The sequence below is a fragment of the Acidimicrobiales bacterium genome (genome assembly GCA_040219085.1).
GTDB lineage: Bacteria > Actinomycetota > Acidimicrobiia > Acidimicrobiales > JAVJTC01 > JAVJTC01.
Genome location: JAVJTC010000020.1, coordinates 274,774 through 290,523 on the forward strand (window position 1 = coordinate 274,774; position 15,750 = coordinate 290,523).

Below are 15,750 nucleotides of genomic sequence, written 5' to 3' on the forward strand. Positions count from 1 at the left end.
TCAGACCTCGCTTCCGACGGCGAAGCCCGAGTGGATCGCCCCCATGATCGTGTCGGGTTCCGCGGCGTCGCCGACCACCCGCACAGTCAAGCCATCGGGCGCGGCGGTCGGTTCCTTCGCCACCACCACGACGAGGTCCGTGGGGATCGACGCCTCCTCCCCGTCGGCATCGGCCACGACGACCACGGCGTTACCGCCGCCCATCACCGACCGTCCCGCCAGCGCCTCGAACCGGCGATCGCGCAGACGGTCCATCGTCGGCTTGAACACCACGTCGAGGCGGATCCTGCGGGCGAGAACCCGGTCGGGGGACACGACGGTCACGGCGAACCCGGCGTCGAGGAGCATCTCGGCCACGCCGAGCGCCTCATAGCCCCCGTCTTCGTCGACGACGACGATCCGACCCGGGCCGGTGGGTACCGCCGCGAGCAGTTCGGCCGACGTCATCACCGGGGCTCCGATCTCGATGTCGGCGAGGCTTCCCAGGGTCGGGGTCGCGCCGACGGCCCACACGATCTCGTCGAGGCCCATCGCCGCGGCGACCGAGGCGTCGAAGTTCACGCCGGTCTCGACACTCACCCCGAGGTGCGACAGTTCCCGCACCTGCCAGTCGGCGATGTCGGCGACGAGCGAGCGCGTCGGCAGTCGAGCGGCGGAGCGCAACGCCCCGCCGAGGACGCCCGAGCGTTCGACCACGGTCACCGTATGCCCCCGCTCTGCGGCCACACGGGCCGATTCCAGGCCGGCCGGGCCCGCGCCGACGACCACGATCCGTCTGCGTGAACCGGCGGGGGACGGTGTACGCGCAGACTCGAAGCCGGCCAGCGGGTTCACCGCACAGGCCATGCGGCCCCGGGCGAGGCCGCCGACGCATCCCTGGTTGCAGGCGATGCACGGCCGGGCACGCTCGGGATGGCCGGCGAGGGTCTTGGCGATCACGTCCGGATCGGCGATGTGGGCCCGGGTCATGCCGACCATGTCGGCGATGCCGGACTCCACGACGGCCGCTGCCTCGGCGAGCGTCCGGAACCGTCCGGTGACGAGCGTCGGCACCGAGAGCCGGGCCGTCACCGGTGAGCTGGTGGCCAACTCGTAGCCGGACGGCTCGTGCATGCCGCCGAAGATCAGGTGCGGCACCCGCGCTCCGCCCAGGGTGACCGACACGTAGTCCACGGCACAGCGCTGCACGAGGTGCTCGGCCGCCGCGGCGGCGTCGCCTGCGTCCATGCCGTCGTCGCCCTCGGCTCCGACCCGGATTCCCACGACGAAGTCGTCGGGAACCGCGGCGCGGACGGCGTCGATGGCGTCGCGGGCGAACCGTGCGCGGCCCTCGAGTCCGCCACCCCAGTCGTCGTCGCGCAGATTGGTCTTCGCCGACAGGAACTGTTGGAGCAGGTAGCTGTGCGCGCAGTGGACCTCCACGCCGTGGAGGCCGCCCTCGGCGCACCATCGGGCGGCCCGCGCGAACGCCGCGACGATCTCGGCGATCTGGTCTGCCGTCATCGCCTCTGCCTGCACACCCCTCCAGGAGGGGCTGGGGATGGCCGAAGCCGACCACGGCGGCGAGCCGTCCTCGGGCCTGCCGTCGGCCCCGAGATGTCCGAGTTGTTGGAAGACGCGCATCCCGTCGGGGGCGACGGCGTCCATCATCCGGCGGTACCCGTCGACGATCGATTCCTCGTGCAGCAGCAGCGTGCCGCCCGAGCTCGGGTGGATCGACGCCGCCTCGAGGATGGACAGGCCCACCCCGCCGTCGGCGCGGGCCCGGTGGTACGCGATGAGCGTGTCGTCGATCCCGCCGTCGCCCATGTTCGTGCCGTGGGCGGTCCGCACGATCCGGTTGCGCAACGTCGTCGTACGGATCGTGATGGGCGACAGGATCGCCCCGAGGTCGGCGGCGGTTGCGGTCATCGCAGTTCGATCCACGTCGCACGTGCGCTACCCACGACAGCACCATCGGGGTCGTAGAGCGCCGATGCGGCGTGCTGCTTGCGGCCGTCGATGTCGATCAGCCACGAGACGACGACGAGGGGTGCCCCGACGGGCGGGCGACGGGTGATCCCGGCCGTCATCCGGCCGAGGATGCTGATAGCGCCGTCGGCCATCGCGGCGAAGCCGGTGGGACAGTCGAGCGCGGCCCAGATCAGTTCGGGCCGGACGAGTCCGTCGTCGTCGCCGTGGTCGGTGTCGGGGGTCCAGGTGGCCGCGTGCAGTCCGGTGTCACCGACGGGGCCCGGCATGATCCTCAGGCCGTCCCCGGGCTCACGCGCAGGCCCGCACACGAAGCAGGTCGGATAGGGATGGTCGTGGAGCCACGGCGAGGCGGCGGCGGCGTCGACCGCGGCGTCGTAGGGCACCGGAGCCGGGACCTCCACGGCAAGGACCGCAGCACGCGCGGATGCGATGACGGCGCCGTCGCTGACGAGGTCGGCCGCCTCGCAGGTCAGACGCACATCCATGGGAGCGTCCAGCGGTGGAGGCTGACGCAGTGTCACCTCCACCGCGTCGAATGGCAGGTGCGTCGCGAGCAGTCCGGCGGTGATGCCGCCGTTGGCGCTGTCGGGCGGACCACAGAAGCGGCCCGGGACGATCACTGTGGTCATGGTGACCATCGTGTCATCCCGGGCCGGTTCCGCCCCTCCGCGGGCTGTCGATCTCAGGTCGAGATCAGAACTGCTCCTCTTCGGTGGATCCGGTCATCGCGAGCGTCGACGAAGCTCCACCGGACACGACCGTCGAGATCCTGTCGAAGTAGCCGGCGCCGACCTCACGCTGGTGGCGCGTCGCCGTGTAGCCGTCGTCCTCCATCTGGAACTCGCGCTCCTGGAGGGAGACGTAGGCCGACATGTCCGAGGCGGTGTAGCCGCGGGCGAGGTCGAACGCGGAGGCGTTGAGCGCGTGCCACCCGGCGAGGGTGATGAACTGGAAGCGGTAACCCATCGCCCCGAGTTCCTTCTGGAAGGTGGCGATGGTTGCGTCGTCGAGGTGCTTCTTCCAGTTGAACGACGGCGAGCAGTTGTACGAGAGCATCTTCGACGGGTACTGCTCGTGGACGCGCTCGGCGAACTCCCGGGCCTCGTCGAGGTCCGGGAGCGACGTCTCGCACCAGATCAGGTCGCAGTAGGGGGCGTAGGCCAGGGCCCGTGAGACGGCGGCGTCCATGCCGGGGCGGGTGTTGTGGAAGCCTTCGGCGGTGCGCTCGCCTTCGATGTGGCGGCGGTCACGCTCGTCGACGTCGCTGGTGATCAGGTTCGCGCCGAGTGAGTCGGTGCGGGCGATGAGCACCGTCGGGACGCCGAGGACGTCGGCGGCGAGGCGGGCCGAGACCAGGGTGCGGATGTGTTGCTGGGTCGGCACCAGGACCTTGCCGCCCATGTGCCCACACTTCTTCTCGGAGCTCAACTGGTCCTCGAAGTGGACTCCGGCCGCACCCGCTTCGATCATCGACTTCATCAACTCGAAGGCGTTGAGCGGGCCGCCGAAGCCGGCCTCGGCGTCAGCCACGATGGGAGCCATCCAGTGGCGGGGTGGAGTTCCGCCCGATTCGGCCCACTCGATCTGGTCGGCGCGCCGCAGCGCGTTGTTGATGCGACGCACCACCGTCGGGACCGAGTTGACGGGGTAGAGGCTCTGGTCGGGGTAGACGTGTCCGGCGAGGTTGGCGTCACCGGCGACCTGCCAGCCCGACAGGTAGATGGCCTCGAGGCCGCCCTTGACCATCTGCACGGCCTGGCCGCCGGTCAGGGCGCCGAGCGCGTGGACGTAGTCACGGCTGCCGAGGAGTTCCCAGAGTCGCTCGGCTCCGGCCCGGGCGAGGGTGCACTCCTCGACGATGGAGCCCCGCAGCGCCACGACGTCGGCGGCCGAGTAGTCACGCTGGATACCGGCCCAGCGGGGGTCGGTGGCCCACTGACGCTCGAGTTCCTCGACCTGGTGTTCGAAGCTTGCTGTGCTCATGGGGTTCTCCTTCCCGGACCTCACCGTTGAGGTCCGGCTGATGCGACGTAGCGAGTATCGGGCCGCGTCTACAGAGACGCAAATGTTTCACGACATAACGACCACGTAACTTTCAGATTGGTAAAAGAATCATTAGAGTTAACTCCGCCTGGATGGGTCGGTGGTCGTCGGGCAGCGCACACACTCGGCAAAGAGCACCTGACACCGGAGAGATGACCATGACCGACACGGGAAGACTCGATCTCACCGTCCTGGGTCATCGCGCCCGTCATTTCCGCAAGCGGGCCGGGCTCACGCTCGGTCAGGTCGGCGAACAGGTGGGTGTCTCGGCGCCGTACCTGTCCCAGGTCGAGAACGGACACAGCGAGCCGCGTCTGGCTCTCGTGTCGGATATCGCGGCGGCCCTTGGTGTCACTGCGTCGGACCTGTTGGATCCGACACCGCCGAGTCGCCGGGCCGAGCTCGAGATGCGCGTGGAGGCCATGCAGGCCGATCCCAGCTACGTGTCGCTGTCGCTGCCGGAACTGAAGCCCGGTGCGCGCGTCCCCGACGACGTCCTCGAGCACCTCGTCACCGTCTACGACGCCTGGCGGAACACCGACAGGGGAGCGGACGGGGCGGCCGTCGACCCCGTCCGACAGGCCAACGCACGCCTGCGCGCGGAGATGAGGGACCGCAGCAACTACTTCGCCGAGATCGAGGCGGCCGCAGCCGAGGCTCTGGCCGCGGGCGGCTACGGGGGAGTGGGGCCCATCTCCGAGCGGACCCTGCTCGACGTGGCGGCGCACTACGGCTTCACCATCAACCGCGTCCAGGACATGCCCAAGTCGGCACGATCCGTCACCGACCTGGCGAGCCGGGCGATCTACATCCCCCAGCGCAACGAGATGCCGACAAGGGCAGCGCGGTCCGTCGTGTTGTCGACCCTCGGCCACTTCGCCCTCTCGCACCGCGACCCGGGCGATGTCGACGAGTACCTGCGTCAGCGGGTCGAGTCCAACTACTTCGCCGGCGCCGTGCTCGCACCCGAGTCCGCCGCCGTGCCGTTCCTGCGCGAGGCCGCCGAGGCGGGCGACCTGTCCGCGGAGGACCTCAAGGAGGTCTTCTACGTCTCCTACGAGATGGCGACACACCGGCTGTGCAACCTCTTGACCCGGCACCTCGACATCCCCGTGCACTTCCTGCGCACCGACGAGGCGGGCGTGGTCACCAAGGCCTACGAGAACGACGGCGTGCCCTTCCCGACCGACGTCGAGGGCTCACCGGACGGCCAGCAGGTGCCCGCCACATGGGGACCGCGTCAGGTCTTTCGCAGCGAGGACACCTTCGCCCTGCACTACCAGTACACCGACACGGTGGCGGGCACCTTCTGGTGCGTGACCCACGTCGAGGCCGACCGCTCCCCGCACAACGCGGTGACGATGGGTACCGACGACGCCCATGCGCGCTGTTTCCGGGGCAGTGACACGACCCGCCGGCTGGTCTCGGGCCAGTCGACCGGGGAGGGGGGCCTCTCGTCGAGCCAACTGGAGGCACGCTGGGCGGGGCGGACGTGGCCGTCGGCGCGGGATCGCGAGTTCGTGCTGGACGCCGCCACATCCGACGGCGACTTCTCGCCGTTCCCCGGCGTGGAGATGAGCGAGGTCTACGCCTTCCTCGAGCGCCACGCCTCTGGCATTTGAGCGGCGCGTACAGCCGAGGAATCAGGCGGCGTGTGTCTCCTCGTCCACTGACACGTCGCCGTCGAGTGACATCTCGCTACGCTCCCCGCGGTCGCCCTCGGAGGCGGCCGCCATGATCGCGTCGAGGTCCGTCTGCGGCTCTGCGAGCAGCGTGTGAGCGGCCTCTGCCACGGCTCCCAGCCGGGCCCTCACCTCGGCCTCGGCAAGGGTCAGTGTCTCGAGGCGCTCCCGTGCGTCGGACAGGGCGGCCTCCACCCGTTGCCGGACCTCGGCTTCGGCTTCGGAGCGCAGCCGGTCCGCCTCAGCGGTGGTTTCGGCGGCGTACTGGTCGGCCCCGCGTCGGGTCTCCTCGGCGTACGCGGTCGACTCGGCACGTAGTCCTTCGGCTGCCGTGTGGGCTTCGGCGCGGACGCGCTCCGCGTACTCGTCGGTCTCGAGGTGGAGCCTTCCCGCGTAGTCGTCGGCCTCGCTGCGCACCCGCTGTGAGTACTCGTCGCTCGAGTGGCGCGCGGTCTCGGCATCCGAGCGGATCTCCTCCGCGTCGCGCCGGACCCGTGCGAGGTCGGAGCGGGCCTCACCGAGCTCCTCTTCGATGCGGCTCGATGCTTCCGCCTTGGCGGCCTCGAAGTAGTCCTCCGCCCGTCGTTCGGCGTCCTCGGTGATCTTCGCCGCGGCAGCCCTGGCGTGTTCGAGGATCGCGCCGATCTCCGAGTCGAAGACCGATGACATGTCCAGACGCGGATCAGGTTCGCGGTGCGCGGCGACCGGTGCCGCTGTGACGGGGGCCGGCGCGGGTGGCTCTGGGGCGGGGGCGTCTGCGACCTGTTCCCTGACGACCGGCGCGGTGGTGGGCTCGGGACTGGTCGGAGCAGCTTGGGGCACCTCGTCGACCGGGGCTGGAGCCGGCACCGCTTCCTCCGTGGGGGGTGTGGTCACGGAGGTGAGACGGGTTGGCTGCGCGGGTCGGTCGTCGTGCCGCGGGGTTTCGTCGTGGCTGACTCTCGGCGCCGCGTGGGCCGGGTCGGGTTCGGTGTGCTCCGCTGGCTGCGATGGAGTGGCCGGCGGCTCGGAGGAGACGGCGGTGAGCCGGGGCCTGCCGCCGTTGAGCAGGCTCGTGCGCGTCTGGCGCTTGCTGCGGAATTCGGCGTAGTCCGCGATCTCGCCGAGGAACTGGTGGACCTCTTCTCGGTCGGCGCCCTTCCACGTGGTCTCGAACTCGAAATCGCGCATCTCGTCGAACGGCATCGGGAAGTCCTCGAGTTTGCCGGAGCCGGACTCCAGCGCCTCGAGAGCGTCGGCCACCTTCAACAGGAACGTGCGGATGTCCTCGGGGTCGAATCCGCGCAGCGAGAGGGGAAAGCTGCGCCCCCTGATCTCGTCGGGTTCGATCACCCTCGGGTCGTCGGACACCTCTAGCTGCCTCTCGGGAGAAAACGCCTTACCTGCGGGTTCTTGTCGGCAGCTCCGGACCCGAACTTGAGGGCGCTCTGCCCTCGATCCGCAGAGTTCGGGAGGTGCCGATGACGCGAGCTTCGTCACGGGTCACGAACGAGGTCGAGATCCGACTGATCGGACTGCGGCGCAGTGGCAACCATGCGATCGTCGACTGGCTGACAGCACAGCACCGGCGGGGCCGTCTCCCCTTGTCACCCGTAGGAGCGGTCTGCGGGATCGTATGGGTGTGACCGTGCGATTCGTGAGCACATGAGGGTGAGCGACGCGGCTGAGTGCTACGAGAAGCATTCGGACGCGCTCGTCCGTTTCGCCGCATCCCAGGTGGGTTGGGCCGATGCCGACGATGTCGTCTCGACGGCTGTCGTCGGTGTGCTCTCTGCCCGCGGCCGCGAAGTACACGACATGCGCGCCTATCTCTACCGGGCCGTTGCCAACGCGAGCGCTCGGCACTGGCGCGGAGCGGACCGCCGTCGCCGTCGCGAGGAGGCCTTTGCTCTACCCGAGGCGCTCGGGCCTTCCTCCGAAACCGGTACCGAGTTGGACGTTCTGGCGGCGCTGGCGGACCTGAGTGTCCAACAGAGGGCGGTCGTCCACCTGACGTACTGGGAGGACCTGACGCCGACGGCGGTGGCGCAGCGTCTCGGGGTCTCCGATGGAACTGTGCGGCGTCAACTCGCCCGTGCACGACAGAAACTGAGGACGGTGCTCGATGTCGAACGATGATTTCCGCGACGACGTGGCGATGAGCGTGGAGGTTCGCCGCGCCCTGGGCCGGCTGGGGGATGCCGCTACGCCGGCATCGGCGTTCGAAGACCTGATGCTGCCTGCTCTCGACGCCGGCAGTGATCCGGTGCGTGGTGTGCAGCGACAGTGGGCCTGGGCTCTGGCCGCGGCGGTGGCGCTCATCGCCGTGTCGGTGTCGGTGGCGGCCGTGATGATGAATCGAGACGACGTCGTGTCCGTCGCTTCTGATGGTGGCGAGGGCCCATCGGCCGCGGCCGACGGGACGGATCCGAGCGACGGCCCGTCAGCTCCGGTCGACGGCGCGGGATCGGGCGGCGCGGACACAGGCGATCCTTTGCTGACGAACCCTGTGGAGATCGCCTGGGAACGGGTCCCTGATGGTCCGTTGAGCCCTCGCGACGAGGCGACGATCGTGTGGACCGGCACTGAGGTGCTCGTCGTGGGCGGCACCGATTTCGTGTGTCCTGCCGCGGCGAGCTGTGTGACCCCCGAGGACCCGAAGTTCCGCGACGGCGCCGCCTATGACCCCGACACCGGCACGTGGCGCTCCATCGCCGAGGCGCCCGTCGGTTTCACATCGGCAGCGACGGCGGTTCTCGGCGACGACGTCTATTTCTCGACGACCGCCGACTGGACCAACGAGCCGGTCCTGTTGCGGTACTCGCTCGGCGCCGACGCGTGGACGACCCTCGATGCGCCGTCGGGTATCGACGTCGCCTGGGCGCTCGTCGCGACCGACACGATGCTCGTGGCCTACTCGACGACCGACGAGGTCGGCCCGGTCGCCGACTTCGTCTTCGATCTCGCGACGCAGACCTGGGCGGAGCTTCCCGACGATCCGATGGGTCCCGCCTACGACCGCCACATGGTCTGGGACGGCTCCCAGATCTACCTGTTCGACAAGGCACTCGTCGAACAACCCGGCGGCGCCGATGGACCGTCGCTGACGCGCTCTTCACGACTCGACGTCGCCTCGGGGACGTGGGAACGTCTCGCTGACTCCGACATGTTGACGACCGGCCCCTGGCTCGTCGAGGGCACCCGGCTCATCAACGCCACCCTCGGGTGCGCCGACGGCGGCCAGGTCAACAACTACGGGCGCTGCGTTCCCAACGGCGGCGTCTATGACACGGCCACCGACACCTGGAGCGATCTGCCGAACGCTCCCATACAGGGGCAGAAGGACGCTGTCTCCTCAGGCGCTGTCGGCCCCCTCAGCGTCCAGATCCACAGCACCGGGCTACCCGCCTTCGACGCCGTCACCGACCAGTGGTTCACCATGGCTGACAGCGGCCCCGGGACCGGTCGCCGCGTCACGTCGGTAGGAGCCGCGGCCTTCATCTACAGCGGCACCCGCGCCGGCGATGGCAGCACGGACATCGTCGACGACGCCTGGATCTGGCGCCGGCGATGAACAACGACTCCATCCCCCACCGCTGAGGGGGACGGCCAGCGGAATCACACGCGGCGGCATGGCCTGAGCGCCGTCGAACGCCTCGTCGGAGCCTGTAGCGTCCGGGGCCGACGACCCTCGCGAGGTGGGATGTGAAATCTGGACGTGGTGGTGACGCGGGAGACGAGTCCGCGGCCGGTAAGCCCCGTTGGCGTGAGGACGCGCTCGAGGTCGAGGATGACGAGCTGGCCGAGAGTTTCGACCGCAGTGTCGAAGAGGGGGCCACCCGTCTGAGCCGACCGTTTCCGAACCTCGTCGCGACCGGCCTCATGGCCGGTATCGATGTCGGTTTCGGGGTGCTCGCACTGATCTTCGTGCTCAACGAGACCGGCTCGGAGTCCGCAGCCGGGCTCGCGTTCACCGTGGGCTTCTTCGCGCTCCATCTCGGTCGCTCCGAGCTGTTCACCGAGAACTTCTTCCTGCCGGTCACGACGGTCATCACGGGCAAGGGGACGCTGCTGCAGCTCTTCCGCCTGTGGTTCGGCACCTACATCACCAACCTGATGGGCGGGTGGCTCGTCGCGGCGATGCTCATCGTGGCCTATCCCGGTCTCGAGGACACGGCCGTCGGCCTCGGCGAGAGCATCATCTCCCAGGGCGTGACGGCGGAGTCGTTCATGCTCGCCGTTCTGGCTGGTGCGGCGATCACGCTGATGACGTGGATGGTCCGCAACGCCGAGAGTGAGTTCGGCGAGCTGCTCGCGGTGGCCGCGTTCGGATTCCTGCTGGGCGCGACGAAGATGAACCACGTCGTGGTCATCTCCATCAAGATGTTCACGGCTCTGCAGGTCGGCGAGACCGACTACGGGTACGTGGACTGGTTGCGGCTGTCGTCGTGGTCGGCGCTGGGGAATATGGTCGGCGGGCTGGGACTCGTGACCGTGTTGCGGCTCGTGCAGATCGGTCGCCCCCACATCGAGCGCCGGAAGCGCACCCCGCTGCGGCGCCGCTCGTCCTAGGAGGGTGCCGCTCAGGTCGCCGAGGCCTATCCGGCGAACGCCCGAACACCCACAGCGACGCGCACCTCGGGCGGGTAGAGCTGGCGTAGGTAGCGGCAGAACGCCAAGAACTCAGTCCGGCCCTTCTTCTTCTTGACGTGGCCGTAGACCTTGTCGGCGGTGAGGTCATAGGCGGTGAGGTCGATCTCTCGAACCCGGACGCGTTCAGCCATCCCCACATCCAACGCGACCTCGACACTCAAGTGGTGGACGCGAACCCACCAACGTTCTCGGTCACGGCACTAGCTCTTCGGATTGGTCTCGTCCGCCTGTGCCCAACTCGATGTCCGGCGTCAGGCTGCTCAGCGTCGCAGACGCGTGACGGCCCGGCGGGCCAGACGGGGACTGATTCCGAGGAGCATCACCGTGCCGTCGACGAGTACGCGGCGAGCCAACGGTTGTGCGCCACGGGCCGCTCCTCTGGGATCAGCAAGCGCCAGCGGGCGTTGTCGATCGTCTCGGTCTCAAGGCCGGCACCCGTGAGGATCTCGCAGCACCTCGTCTCGAGGTCGGGTCCGTGGACCTCGATGAGCCACGACACTTGCGGGTCGGCGAGAAGTTCCGCCGCACCCTCCAGCACCGCCACTTCGGGGCCATCGACGTCGATCTTGACGAAGCAAGGTCGGGGTAGGTGGGCGGCGACCTCGTTGAGGGTAAGCGTGCGTTGCCCCGACTCCGATCCCAGCAAGGCGCGATGCATCGTCAAACGAGCGTCGCCGGCCAATCCGTTTGCCCGGAGGTTTGCGTACAGTGCCGCGGCAGCAGTGGCAGCCGGGTCAACGGCGACGACCCGTCGGACATGCGACTGACGGAGGAGATGGACGACGAGTTCGCCCTCGCCGGAACCGGCGTCGACCGCCGACACGGCCTCCCCGACGAACCGCCGCAGCCATTGGTAAGTCTCGCGTTCCCACAGACCGACCCACAGCTGCGTCTGATGGTTGAGGTCGATCACGTGGCGCTGACCCCGGAACGGGCCTGACAGGATCCGCCGCTCAGCGACCCGGGGTCCGAGAAGACGCGATCGGACGAGCAGCGTCTTCAGGCGGCGGGCGGCGTGTGAACCGCGGTGGTTTCTCGACTTAGGGTTAGACGTTGACGGCATCGCGGAAACAACCTATCCGCCGCTCCGTCGGGGGTGTGCCCTTGATGCCAGATCGCCACCACGTCCGTCGCCTCCCATCGCCCCAGAAGCCTCCTCCGGTGGCGTACCGGAGTCGTCCTACTGCTGTCGGCTGACCGGCGAGGGGAAGGCGAAGGCGAAGGCGATGACGGCGACGAGGCAGTGGGACGGTGGAGACCTTCATCGCCGACCAGATCAACACCTACTGGGACATCACCCGTGAGCACGGCTACGACGTCGTGGTGACGATCTCCAACGAGATCGACCCCGTCCCCGGCGTGCACCCCACCTCCGGGTTGAAGGTCCGTTCCGATTCGGAGGTGTCGGTGCATCACCTGTCGTGGACCGCGGTGCTGGCGACGCCCGTGACGACAAGGACCTGTTGATCGGCGACGACAAGAAGGAACCCCACCGGTTCCGCCTCGTGATGACCCGCGAGATGGGCGTCGGCCGCAAGACCGGAAAGAAGACCGCCGGGTTCATCGACTCGGTCCTCGACCTCATCACCGACTTCTACGGAACCGTCGCCCGGAACCTCACACGCTGGACCCCGCCCGCCCCCAAGATCACCCGTCCCAAGCCCATACCCGAACCTGACACACTCGGCGGCGATGACGCCCCCACCGGCACACGAGATCCCGAGGATGCCGCCCGAGGACATCACCCAGACCCCACGGCCGTCCCCGAGCAGCTACTGGGACCTCGGGTCGTTGTGAGCGAGCCCGGTCGGGACGTCTCGGGCTGGAAGCACCGGCTGCCGGTCGGTGTGCTGATCGGGGTCCTGTCGGTCCCGTTCCTCGGGGCCTTCATGCTGCCGCTCATGTGGGGAGGCGACGACGTCCTGATCGCGGTGGGGCTCCTCGGTGTGGTCTTCATCGCCCTGTGCGTCGGTGGGTTTTCGATGCGGGCGATGAAGGCCGTGGACCGGCAGTCGAGGTCTCAGGCCGCGGACAGGCCGCGTGAGGCCGCAAACGAGAGCGAAATGACGAACGGCGACGAGTAGCCGGCGGAGGCCCGGAAACAGGCGCCGACCTGCGGTTCCTCCGTGCTGTCAATGGAGCGGGTGACCGGAATCGAACCGGCATCATCAGCTTGGAAGGCTGAGGGTGTCACTGCTCTGACCTGCGGAAATGCCCGCGTTGGTCCCGTTTGGTCCGCGCCTGGTCCGCGAGTTGGCCCTAGACCACTCCTGTGTCTCGGCGGTGTGAAGGGGTGTTTCGGCGGGAGCGGTGAGGCGGTTCTACGCTTCGGGTGATGGCGGGCCGGGTGTCGATTGTCGGGTGGGCGGTGCTCGTCGTGTGCGCCGTCGTCGGCCTGGTGTCGTGTTCGGGTGGGCGCGCCCCGGTGGATGCGTCGGGTTGTGAGATCGACTGGACCGAGCGTGATGTCGGTCGGCTCCATGTTCCCCAGGAGATCGCCGTGGGCCCGAGCTGGGAGACCTATCTGTTGGACCGGGCGGGAATGCTGTGGGAGATCGACATCGAACAGCGGGTGCTGCGTTCGGCGTTCGGTTGCCGTGGTGAGGTGATCGGCCAGTTCGGTCAGCCGACCAACCTGGGCGTCGCCCCTGACGGAGCCGTGTGGGTGACGTATCCGGGTGAGGGGCTTGTCGTCGAGTTCCTAGGAGATGGCGAGGTCGGTCGCTCATTGTGTGTCGGACGAGCTGGCGATCAATGCACGGGCGTGCCGACCGACGTTGCGTTCGAGGCTGATGGGACGATGTGGGCCGTCGATCAGACTCAGAGTCAGGTGGTTTCCTTCGCGGTTCCCGAAGGTGACGGTGAGTTCACGGCAACATCGCGAGTCGCTGTCGACGGCCCGTTCTCCCTGGCCGTGACCCCCGAGGGATCGTTGCTGGTGGTCGGGTTGGACGAACTGGCCGAAGTTGTTGATGGAGAGATCGGCGGAACCGTGGAGCTAGCCGAGGTTCGTAGTGTGGAGGCCAGCCCAGACGGACGGGTCCTGGTGACCGGTGGCGTGGCGCAGTTCAATCGGGTGACCGGGTACGTCAGAGAGTGGTCGGACGGCCTGAGCACCGGCTTGGCCGAACCCGGCGCCCCGGATGAGTGGCACGAGGTGGGGGTCGGCGGCAGGTGTGTGGTCGGCGCACCGGCAGGTGTCGCGGCGACGAGTGGTGGCGGCTTCGTTTTCGTGGATCTCGGTGACAACGCCGTTTACTTCGCGGAGCCGGACTGCGCGGCGATCCATTCCGTCGGCAACGGCGGGCGAAGGTGATTGCTCTTCTCAAGAGATGGCAGCGGCTGTCGCTGGTTGGACGGGTCGCAGTAGTTGCCACCGTCCTTCTCCTGTCTGTCGGTTCCGTATGGCTATCCCAGTGGAGTGAGCAGACGACCGAGGCGCGGCCTGCGTTGGGTGCGTTGTTCAGCGAATACGTACATCGCGGTCGCGAAGGCTTGCCGGTAGATGACCTCATGTGCGAAGCAATGCCGAGCGGCGGGGGGTCCGAGCTGGTGGAGGTGACGCGCCTGCTAGAGGTCGAGGGCTGGCGGTATCGGTTGACGCGGGCGACCGTGGCGCGCGGCGATAGTGCCGTGATCGCGGTGATGGTTGAGGGTCACGGCCTCGTGAAGATCGACGCTGTTCGCGAGGGCGGGCGTTGGCAACTGTGCTGATGGCCGGTCCAAGCGGTCGCGGTGCTACTTGAGCACCGCTCTTCGACGGCTTGGCAGCCTCCGCGGGCCGCTCAATCGACTCGTTCTGCGGCGTCAGGCCCGATTTGCACCCATGAGGAACGTGGGAGCGTCGATGTGGCTTACGGTCGACGGTGTTGAGCCTCTGGGAGCGCTGAGGTCGGTGCTGCTGCTTTTGGCAGCGCCCTTGAAGACGTCGTCGAGCCCGTCTGCGATCGCCTCGTCGAGAGACGGGAACAGGTGGCCATAGCGGTCGAGTGTGGTCGTGATCGAGCTGTGCCCGAGTCGCTCCTTGATGGCCATGGGGTGCGCGCCCTGCTGAATGGCGAGCGCCGCCGCCGTGTGGCGAAGCTCGTGGAAGACAAGCCCGGCCGTTGCTGGGTCGGCATCGAGCCCTGCGCTGGCGCAGGCCTTGCGCCAGACCCGTCGGAAGTTCGTGGCCCGCATCGGCTTGCCGGTCACTGTCGGGAAGGCCAGTCGGGACGTCTGAACGGCGTTTGAGGCGAAGTGAAGGCCCAGCACATCGACGAGCGTCGACGGCAGGGTCACAGTGCGCGTGCCCGCCTTTGTCTTCGGCGGTCCGAAGAACAACTTGCCCGATGACGTCTCTTGGAGCTGCCGCTCGACCGTGACCTTCTTGCGCAACAGGTCGATACTTTCGATGGCCAGGCCGGACAACTCGCCCCATCGGAGCCCGCCGTAGGCGGCAGTGAGAACGAGGGGGCGGTAGTGGTCTCCGATTGCATCGGCGAGTGAACTGATCTGTTCGGGGGTGAGGACACGCATGTCGCGTGAAGTCTCAGGTGGCAGCTTCACCCGCTTTGCCGGGTTCTGTCCGAGGCGGCCATCGTCGACCGCTGCGTCGAGGATTTGGCGGAGGACGATGACGTGTCGGCGGACGGCGCTCGATGAGAGACCTGCCGCGATGTCGTCGGCGATCATCTCCTTCACGCTCGTGGCCGTGATCTTGGCGATAGGCCAGTCGCCGAAGCGGGGGAGCACGTAGTTGCGGAGGACGCCGTGGTTCAGCTCCCAGGTCCGCGTCCTCACCTGCTTCATCGCCAGCGGCGCCCAGTGATCCGCGACGTACTCGGTCAGGTGCATCCGTCCGAGCTGGGGGTCGATCCACTTGCCCTGGGTGATCTCGCCTTGCTGAGCGCGTTCCCACGCGACGGCGTCCTGTCGCCTTCGGAATGCCTTCGACCGCTCGCCGCTAGGGGTTCGAACTCGTGCGAGGTAGGGCTTCGGCCGGTCGGGTCGTTTCGTGATGGTCATCGATGCCTCCGGCTCTCGTGATAGTCGTGAGATGACGTTACACCATAAGAGGGACACTCGGGTTTTGAGGCATAGCGTGCAAAAAACGATCTGCTCGCTATACACACTATGCCTCAGCCCAACCATCCGGGAGAACTCTCCTTGTGACGTCGCAGATCTGCGCGATACTCATGAAATGTCCAGTGAGACGAGTCGAGTTAACGGGCTCTACGCGGCGAAGCGTGGTTGGCGGCCTCGTATTGATGGTGCGCTGCGAGTCTGCCATGTGGTCCCGCAGCGCAACAGGAGTCGGAGGCGATAGTTCTCGAAGTTGCGGAACCCGAAGCCGAGCCGCTTGATGTTCTTGATGATCAGGTTCCGGCCTTCGGTGGCGGCGTTGGTCAACCCGGTGGTGTGCCAGCGCAGCAGGGGC

Annotated in this window: 18 protein-coding genes and 1 tRNA gene; 10 read left to right on the plus strand and 9 right to left on the minus strand. The window is 68.0% G+C overall.

Translation table 11 applies throughout. The annotated features are described in order from the left end of the window. The 3 genes from RIE08_08740 to aceA form a co-directional block, all read right to left on the minus strand. A complete protein-coding gene (locus RIE08_08740) occupies positions 1–1,911 on the minus strand; it encodes an NAD-binding protein (protein MEQ8717684.1) in 1,911 nt (636 codons plus the stop codon). After that, positions 1,908–2,603: a hypothetical protein gene (locus RIE08_08745; protein ID MEQ8717685.1), complete on the minus strand. Its 696-nt coding sequence runs from the start codon at positions 2,601–2,603 to the stop codon at positions 1,908–1,910. The genes RIE08_08740 and RIE08_08745 overlap by 4 nt, the downstream gene beginning before the upstream one ends. 64 nt (positions 2,604–2,667) lie before the next feature. Beyond that, a complete protein-coding gene (gene aceA, locus RIE08_08750; GenBank protein ID MEQ8717686.1) occupies positions 2,668–3,957 on the minus strand; it encodes an isocitrate lyase in 1,290 nt (429 codons plus the stop codon). A 218-nt stretch (positions 3,958–4,175) separates the two neighbouring features. On the opposite strand from aceA, the gene RIE08_08755 reads away from it, so the two are divergent. Then, positions 4,176–5,639, plus strand: a complete 1,464-nt coding sequence (locus RIE08_08755) for a helix-turn-helix domain-containing protein (GenBank protein MEQ8717687.1) — start codon at positions 4,176–4,178, stop codon at positions 5,637–5,639. 21 nt (positions 5,640–5,660) lie between these two features. Here the strand turns inward: RIE08_08755 and RIE08_08760 are convergent, their stop codons facing one another. Then, entirely contained in the window at positions 5,661–7,049 is a 1,389-nt protein-coding gene (locus tag RIE08_08760; protein MEQ8717688.1) for a hypothetical protein, read from the minus strand. Positions 7,050–7,159: 110 nt separating this feature from the next. Here RIE08_08760 and RIE08_08765 point away from each other — a divergent pair, with 110 nt between their 5' ends. From RIE08_08765 to RIE08_08780, 4 genes are all read left to right on the plus strand, one after another. After that, positions 7,160–7,324: a hypothetical protein gene (locus RIE08_08765; GenBank protein ID MEQ8717689.1), complete on the plus strand. Its 165-nt coding sequence runs from the start codon at positions 7,160–7,162 to the stop codon at positions 7,322–7,324. 25 nt (positions 7,325–7,349) lie between these two features. Then, positions 7,350–7,817: a sigma-70 family RNA polymerase sigma factor gene (locus RIE08_08770; protein ID MEQ8717690.1), complete on the plus strand. Its 468-nt coding sequence runs from the start codon at positions 7,350–7,352 to the stop codon at positions 7,815–7,817. Then, positions 7,804–9,252: a hypothetical protein gene (locus RIE08_08775; protein ID MEQ8717691.1), complete on the plus strand. Its 1,449-nt coding sequence runs from the start codon at positions 7,804–7,806 to the stop codon at positions 9,250–9,252. The genes RIE08_08770 and RIE08_08775 overlap by 14 nt, the downstream gene beginning before the upstream one ends. A gap of 131 nt (positions 9,253–9,383) precedes the next feature. After that, on the plus strand, positions 9,384–10,250 hold the full coding sequence (locus tag RIE08_08780) for a formate/nitrite transporter family protein (GenBank protein MEQ8717692.1): 867 nt from the start codon (positions 9,384–9,386) through the stop codon (positions 10,248–10,250). A 26-nt stretch (positions 10,251–10,276) separates the two neighbouring features. Here the strand turns inward: RIE08_08780 and RIE08_08785 are convergent, their stop codons facing one another. Together RIE08_08785 and RIE08_08790 are read right to left on the minus strand one after the other, a co-directional pair. Then, positions 10,277–10,462 carry a hypothetical protein gene (locus tag RIE08_08785; protein MEQ8717693.1) on the minus strand — a complete coding sequence of 62 codons (186 nt, stop codon included), beginning with the start codon at positions 10,460–10,462 and terminating at the stop codon, positions 10,277–10,279. A 188-nt stretch (positions 10,463–10,650) separates the two neighbouring features. Then, positions 10,651–10,989, minus strand: a complete 339-nt coding sequence (locus tag RIE08_08790; GenBank protein MEQ8717694.1) for an FkbM family methyltransferase — start codon at positions 10,987–10,989, stop codon at positions 10,651–10,653. A gap of 117 nt (positions 10,990–11,106) precedes the next feature. Between RIE08_08790 and RIE08_08795 the strand changes: the two genes are divergently transcribed. The 3 genes from RIE08_08795 to RIE08_08805 all read left to right on the plus strand — a co-directional run bounded on the left by RIE08_08795 (position 11,107) and on the right by RIE08_08805 (position 12,415). Continuing rightward, entirely contained in the window at positions 11,107–11,271 is a 165-nt protein-coding gene (locus tag RIE08_08795) for a hypothetical protein (GenBank protein MEQ8717695.1), read from the plus strand. A 311-nt stretch (positions 11,272–11,582) separates the two neighbouring features. Beyond that, on the plus strand, positions 11,583–11,798 hold the full coding sequence (locus RIE08_08800; GenBank protein MEQ8717696.1) for a hypothetical protein: 216 nt from the start codon (positions 11,583–11,585) through the stop codon (positions 11,796–11,798). Next, the gene (locus RIE08_08805) at positions 11,753–12,415 is read left to right on the plus strand and encodes a hypothetical protein (GenBank protein ID MEQ8717697.1); all 663 of its coding nucleotides are present in this window, start codon (positions 11,753–11,755) and stop codon (positions 12,413–12,415) included. The genes RIE08_08800 and RIE08_08805 overlap by 46 nt, the downstream gene beginning before the upstream one ends. A gap of 52 nt (positions 12,416–12,467) precedes the next feature. On the opposite strand, the gene RIE08_08810 is transcribed toward RIE08_08805, so the two are convergent. Beyond that, positions 12,468–12,550 (minus strand) — tRNA-Gly (locus RIE08_08810). Positions 12,551–12,666: 116 nt separating this feature from the next. Here RIE08_08810 and RIE08_08815 point away from each other — a divergent pair. Continuing rightward, the gene (locus tag RIE08_08815; GenBank protein ID MEQ8717698.1) at positions 12,667–13,647 is read left to right on the plus strand and encodes a hypothetical protein; all 981 of its coding nucleotides are present in this window, start codon (positions 12,667–12,669) and stop codon (positions 13,645–13,647) included. Continuing rightward, positions 13,644–14,045 carry a hypothetical protein gene (locus RIE08_08820; GenBank protein MEQ8717699.1) on the plus strand — a complete coding sequence of 134 codons (402 nt, stop codon included), beginning with the start codon at positions 13,644–13,646 and terminating at the stop codon, positions 14,043–14,045. Before RIE08_08815 ends, RIE08_08820 begins: the two co-directional genes overlap by 4 nt. Positions 14,046–14,138: 93 nt before the next feature. Here the strand turns inward: RIE08_08820 and RIE08_08825 are convergent, their stop codons facing one another. Next, a complete protein-coding gene (locus RIE08_08825) occupies positions 14,139–15,338 on the minus strand; it encodes a tyrosine-type recombinase/integrase (GenBank protein ID MEQ8717700.1) in 1,200 nt (399 codons plus the stop codon). A gap of 207 nt (positions 15,339–15,545) precedes the next feature. Next, positions 15,546–15,750: transposase (locus tag RIE08_08830; GenBank protein MEQ8717701.1), on the minus strand; the 205-nt coding region annotated here is incomplete at its 5' end.

Excerpts from the sequence above, each read along its gene's own strand:
- RIE08_08740 (MEQ8717684.1), bottom strand. The coding sequence starts at position 1,911 with ATGACCGCAACCGCCGCCGACCTCGGGGCGATCCTGTCGCCCATCACG.
- RIE08_08745 (MEQ8717685.1), bottom strand. The coding sequence starts at position 2,603 with ATGACCACAGTGATCGTCCCGGGCCGCTTCTGTGGTCCGCCCGACAGC.
- RIE08_08790 (MEQ8717694.1), bottom strand. The coding sequence starts at position 10,989 with ATGCATCGCGCCTTGCTGGGATCGGAGTCGGGGCAACGCACGCTTACC.
- RIE08_08785 (MEQ8717693.1), bottom strand. The coding sequence starts at position 10,462 with ATGGCTGAACGCGTCCGGGTTCGAGAGATCGACCTCACCGCCTATGAC.
- aceA (MEQ8717686.1), bottom strand. The coding sequence starts at position 3,957 with ATGAGCACAGCAAGCTTCGAACACCAGGTCGAGGAACTCGAGCGTCAG.
- RIE08_08775 (MEQ8717691.1), top strand. The coding sequence starts at position 7,804 with ATGTCGAACGATGATTTCCGCGACGACGTGGCGATGAGCGTGGAGGTT.
- RIE08_08825 (MEQ8717700.1), bottom strand. The coding sequence starts at position 15,338 with ATGACCATCACGAAACGACCCGACCGGCCGAAGCCCTACCTCGCACGA.
- RIE08_08755 (MEQ8717687.1), top strand. The coding sequence starts at position 4,176 with ATGACCGACACGGGAAGACTCGATCTCACCGTCCTGGGTCATCGCGCC.
- RIE08_08795 (MEQ8717695.1), top strand. The coding sequence starts at position 11,107 with ATGGACGACGAGTTCGCCCTCGCCGGAACCGGCGTCGACCGCCGACAC.
- RIE08_08815 (MEQ8717698.1), top strand. The coding sequence starts at position 12,667 with ATGGCGGGCCGGGTGTCGATTGTCGGGTGGGCGGTGCTCGTCGTGTGC.
- RIE08_08765 (MEQ8717689.1), top strand. The coding sequence starts at position 7,160 with ATGACGCGAGCTTCGTCACGGGTCACGAACGAGGTCGAGATCCGACTG.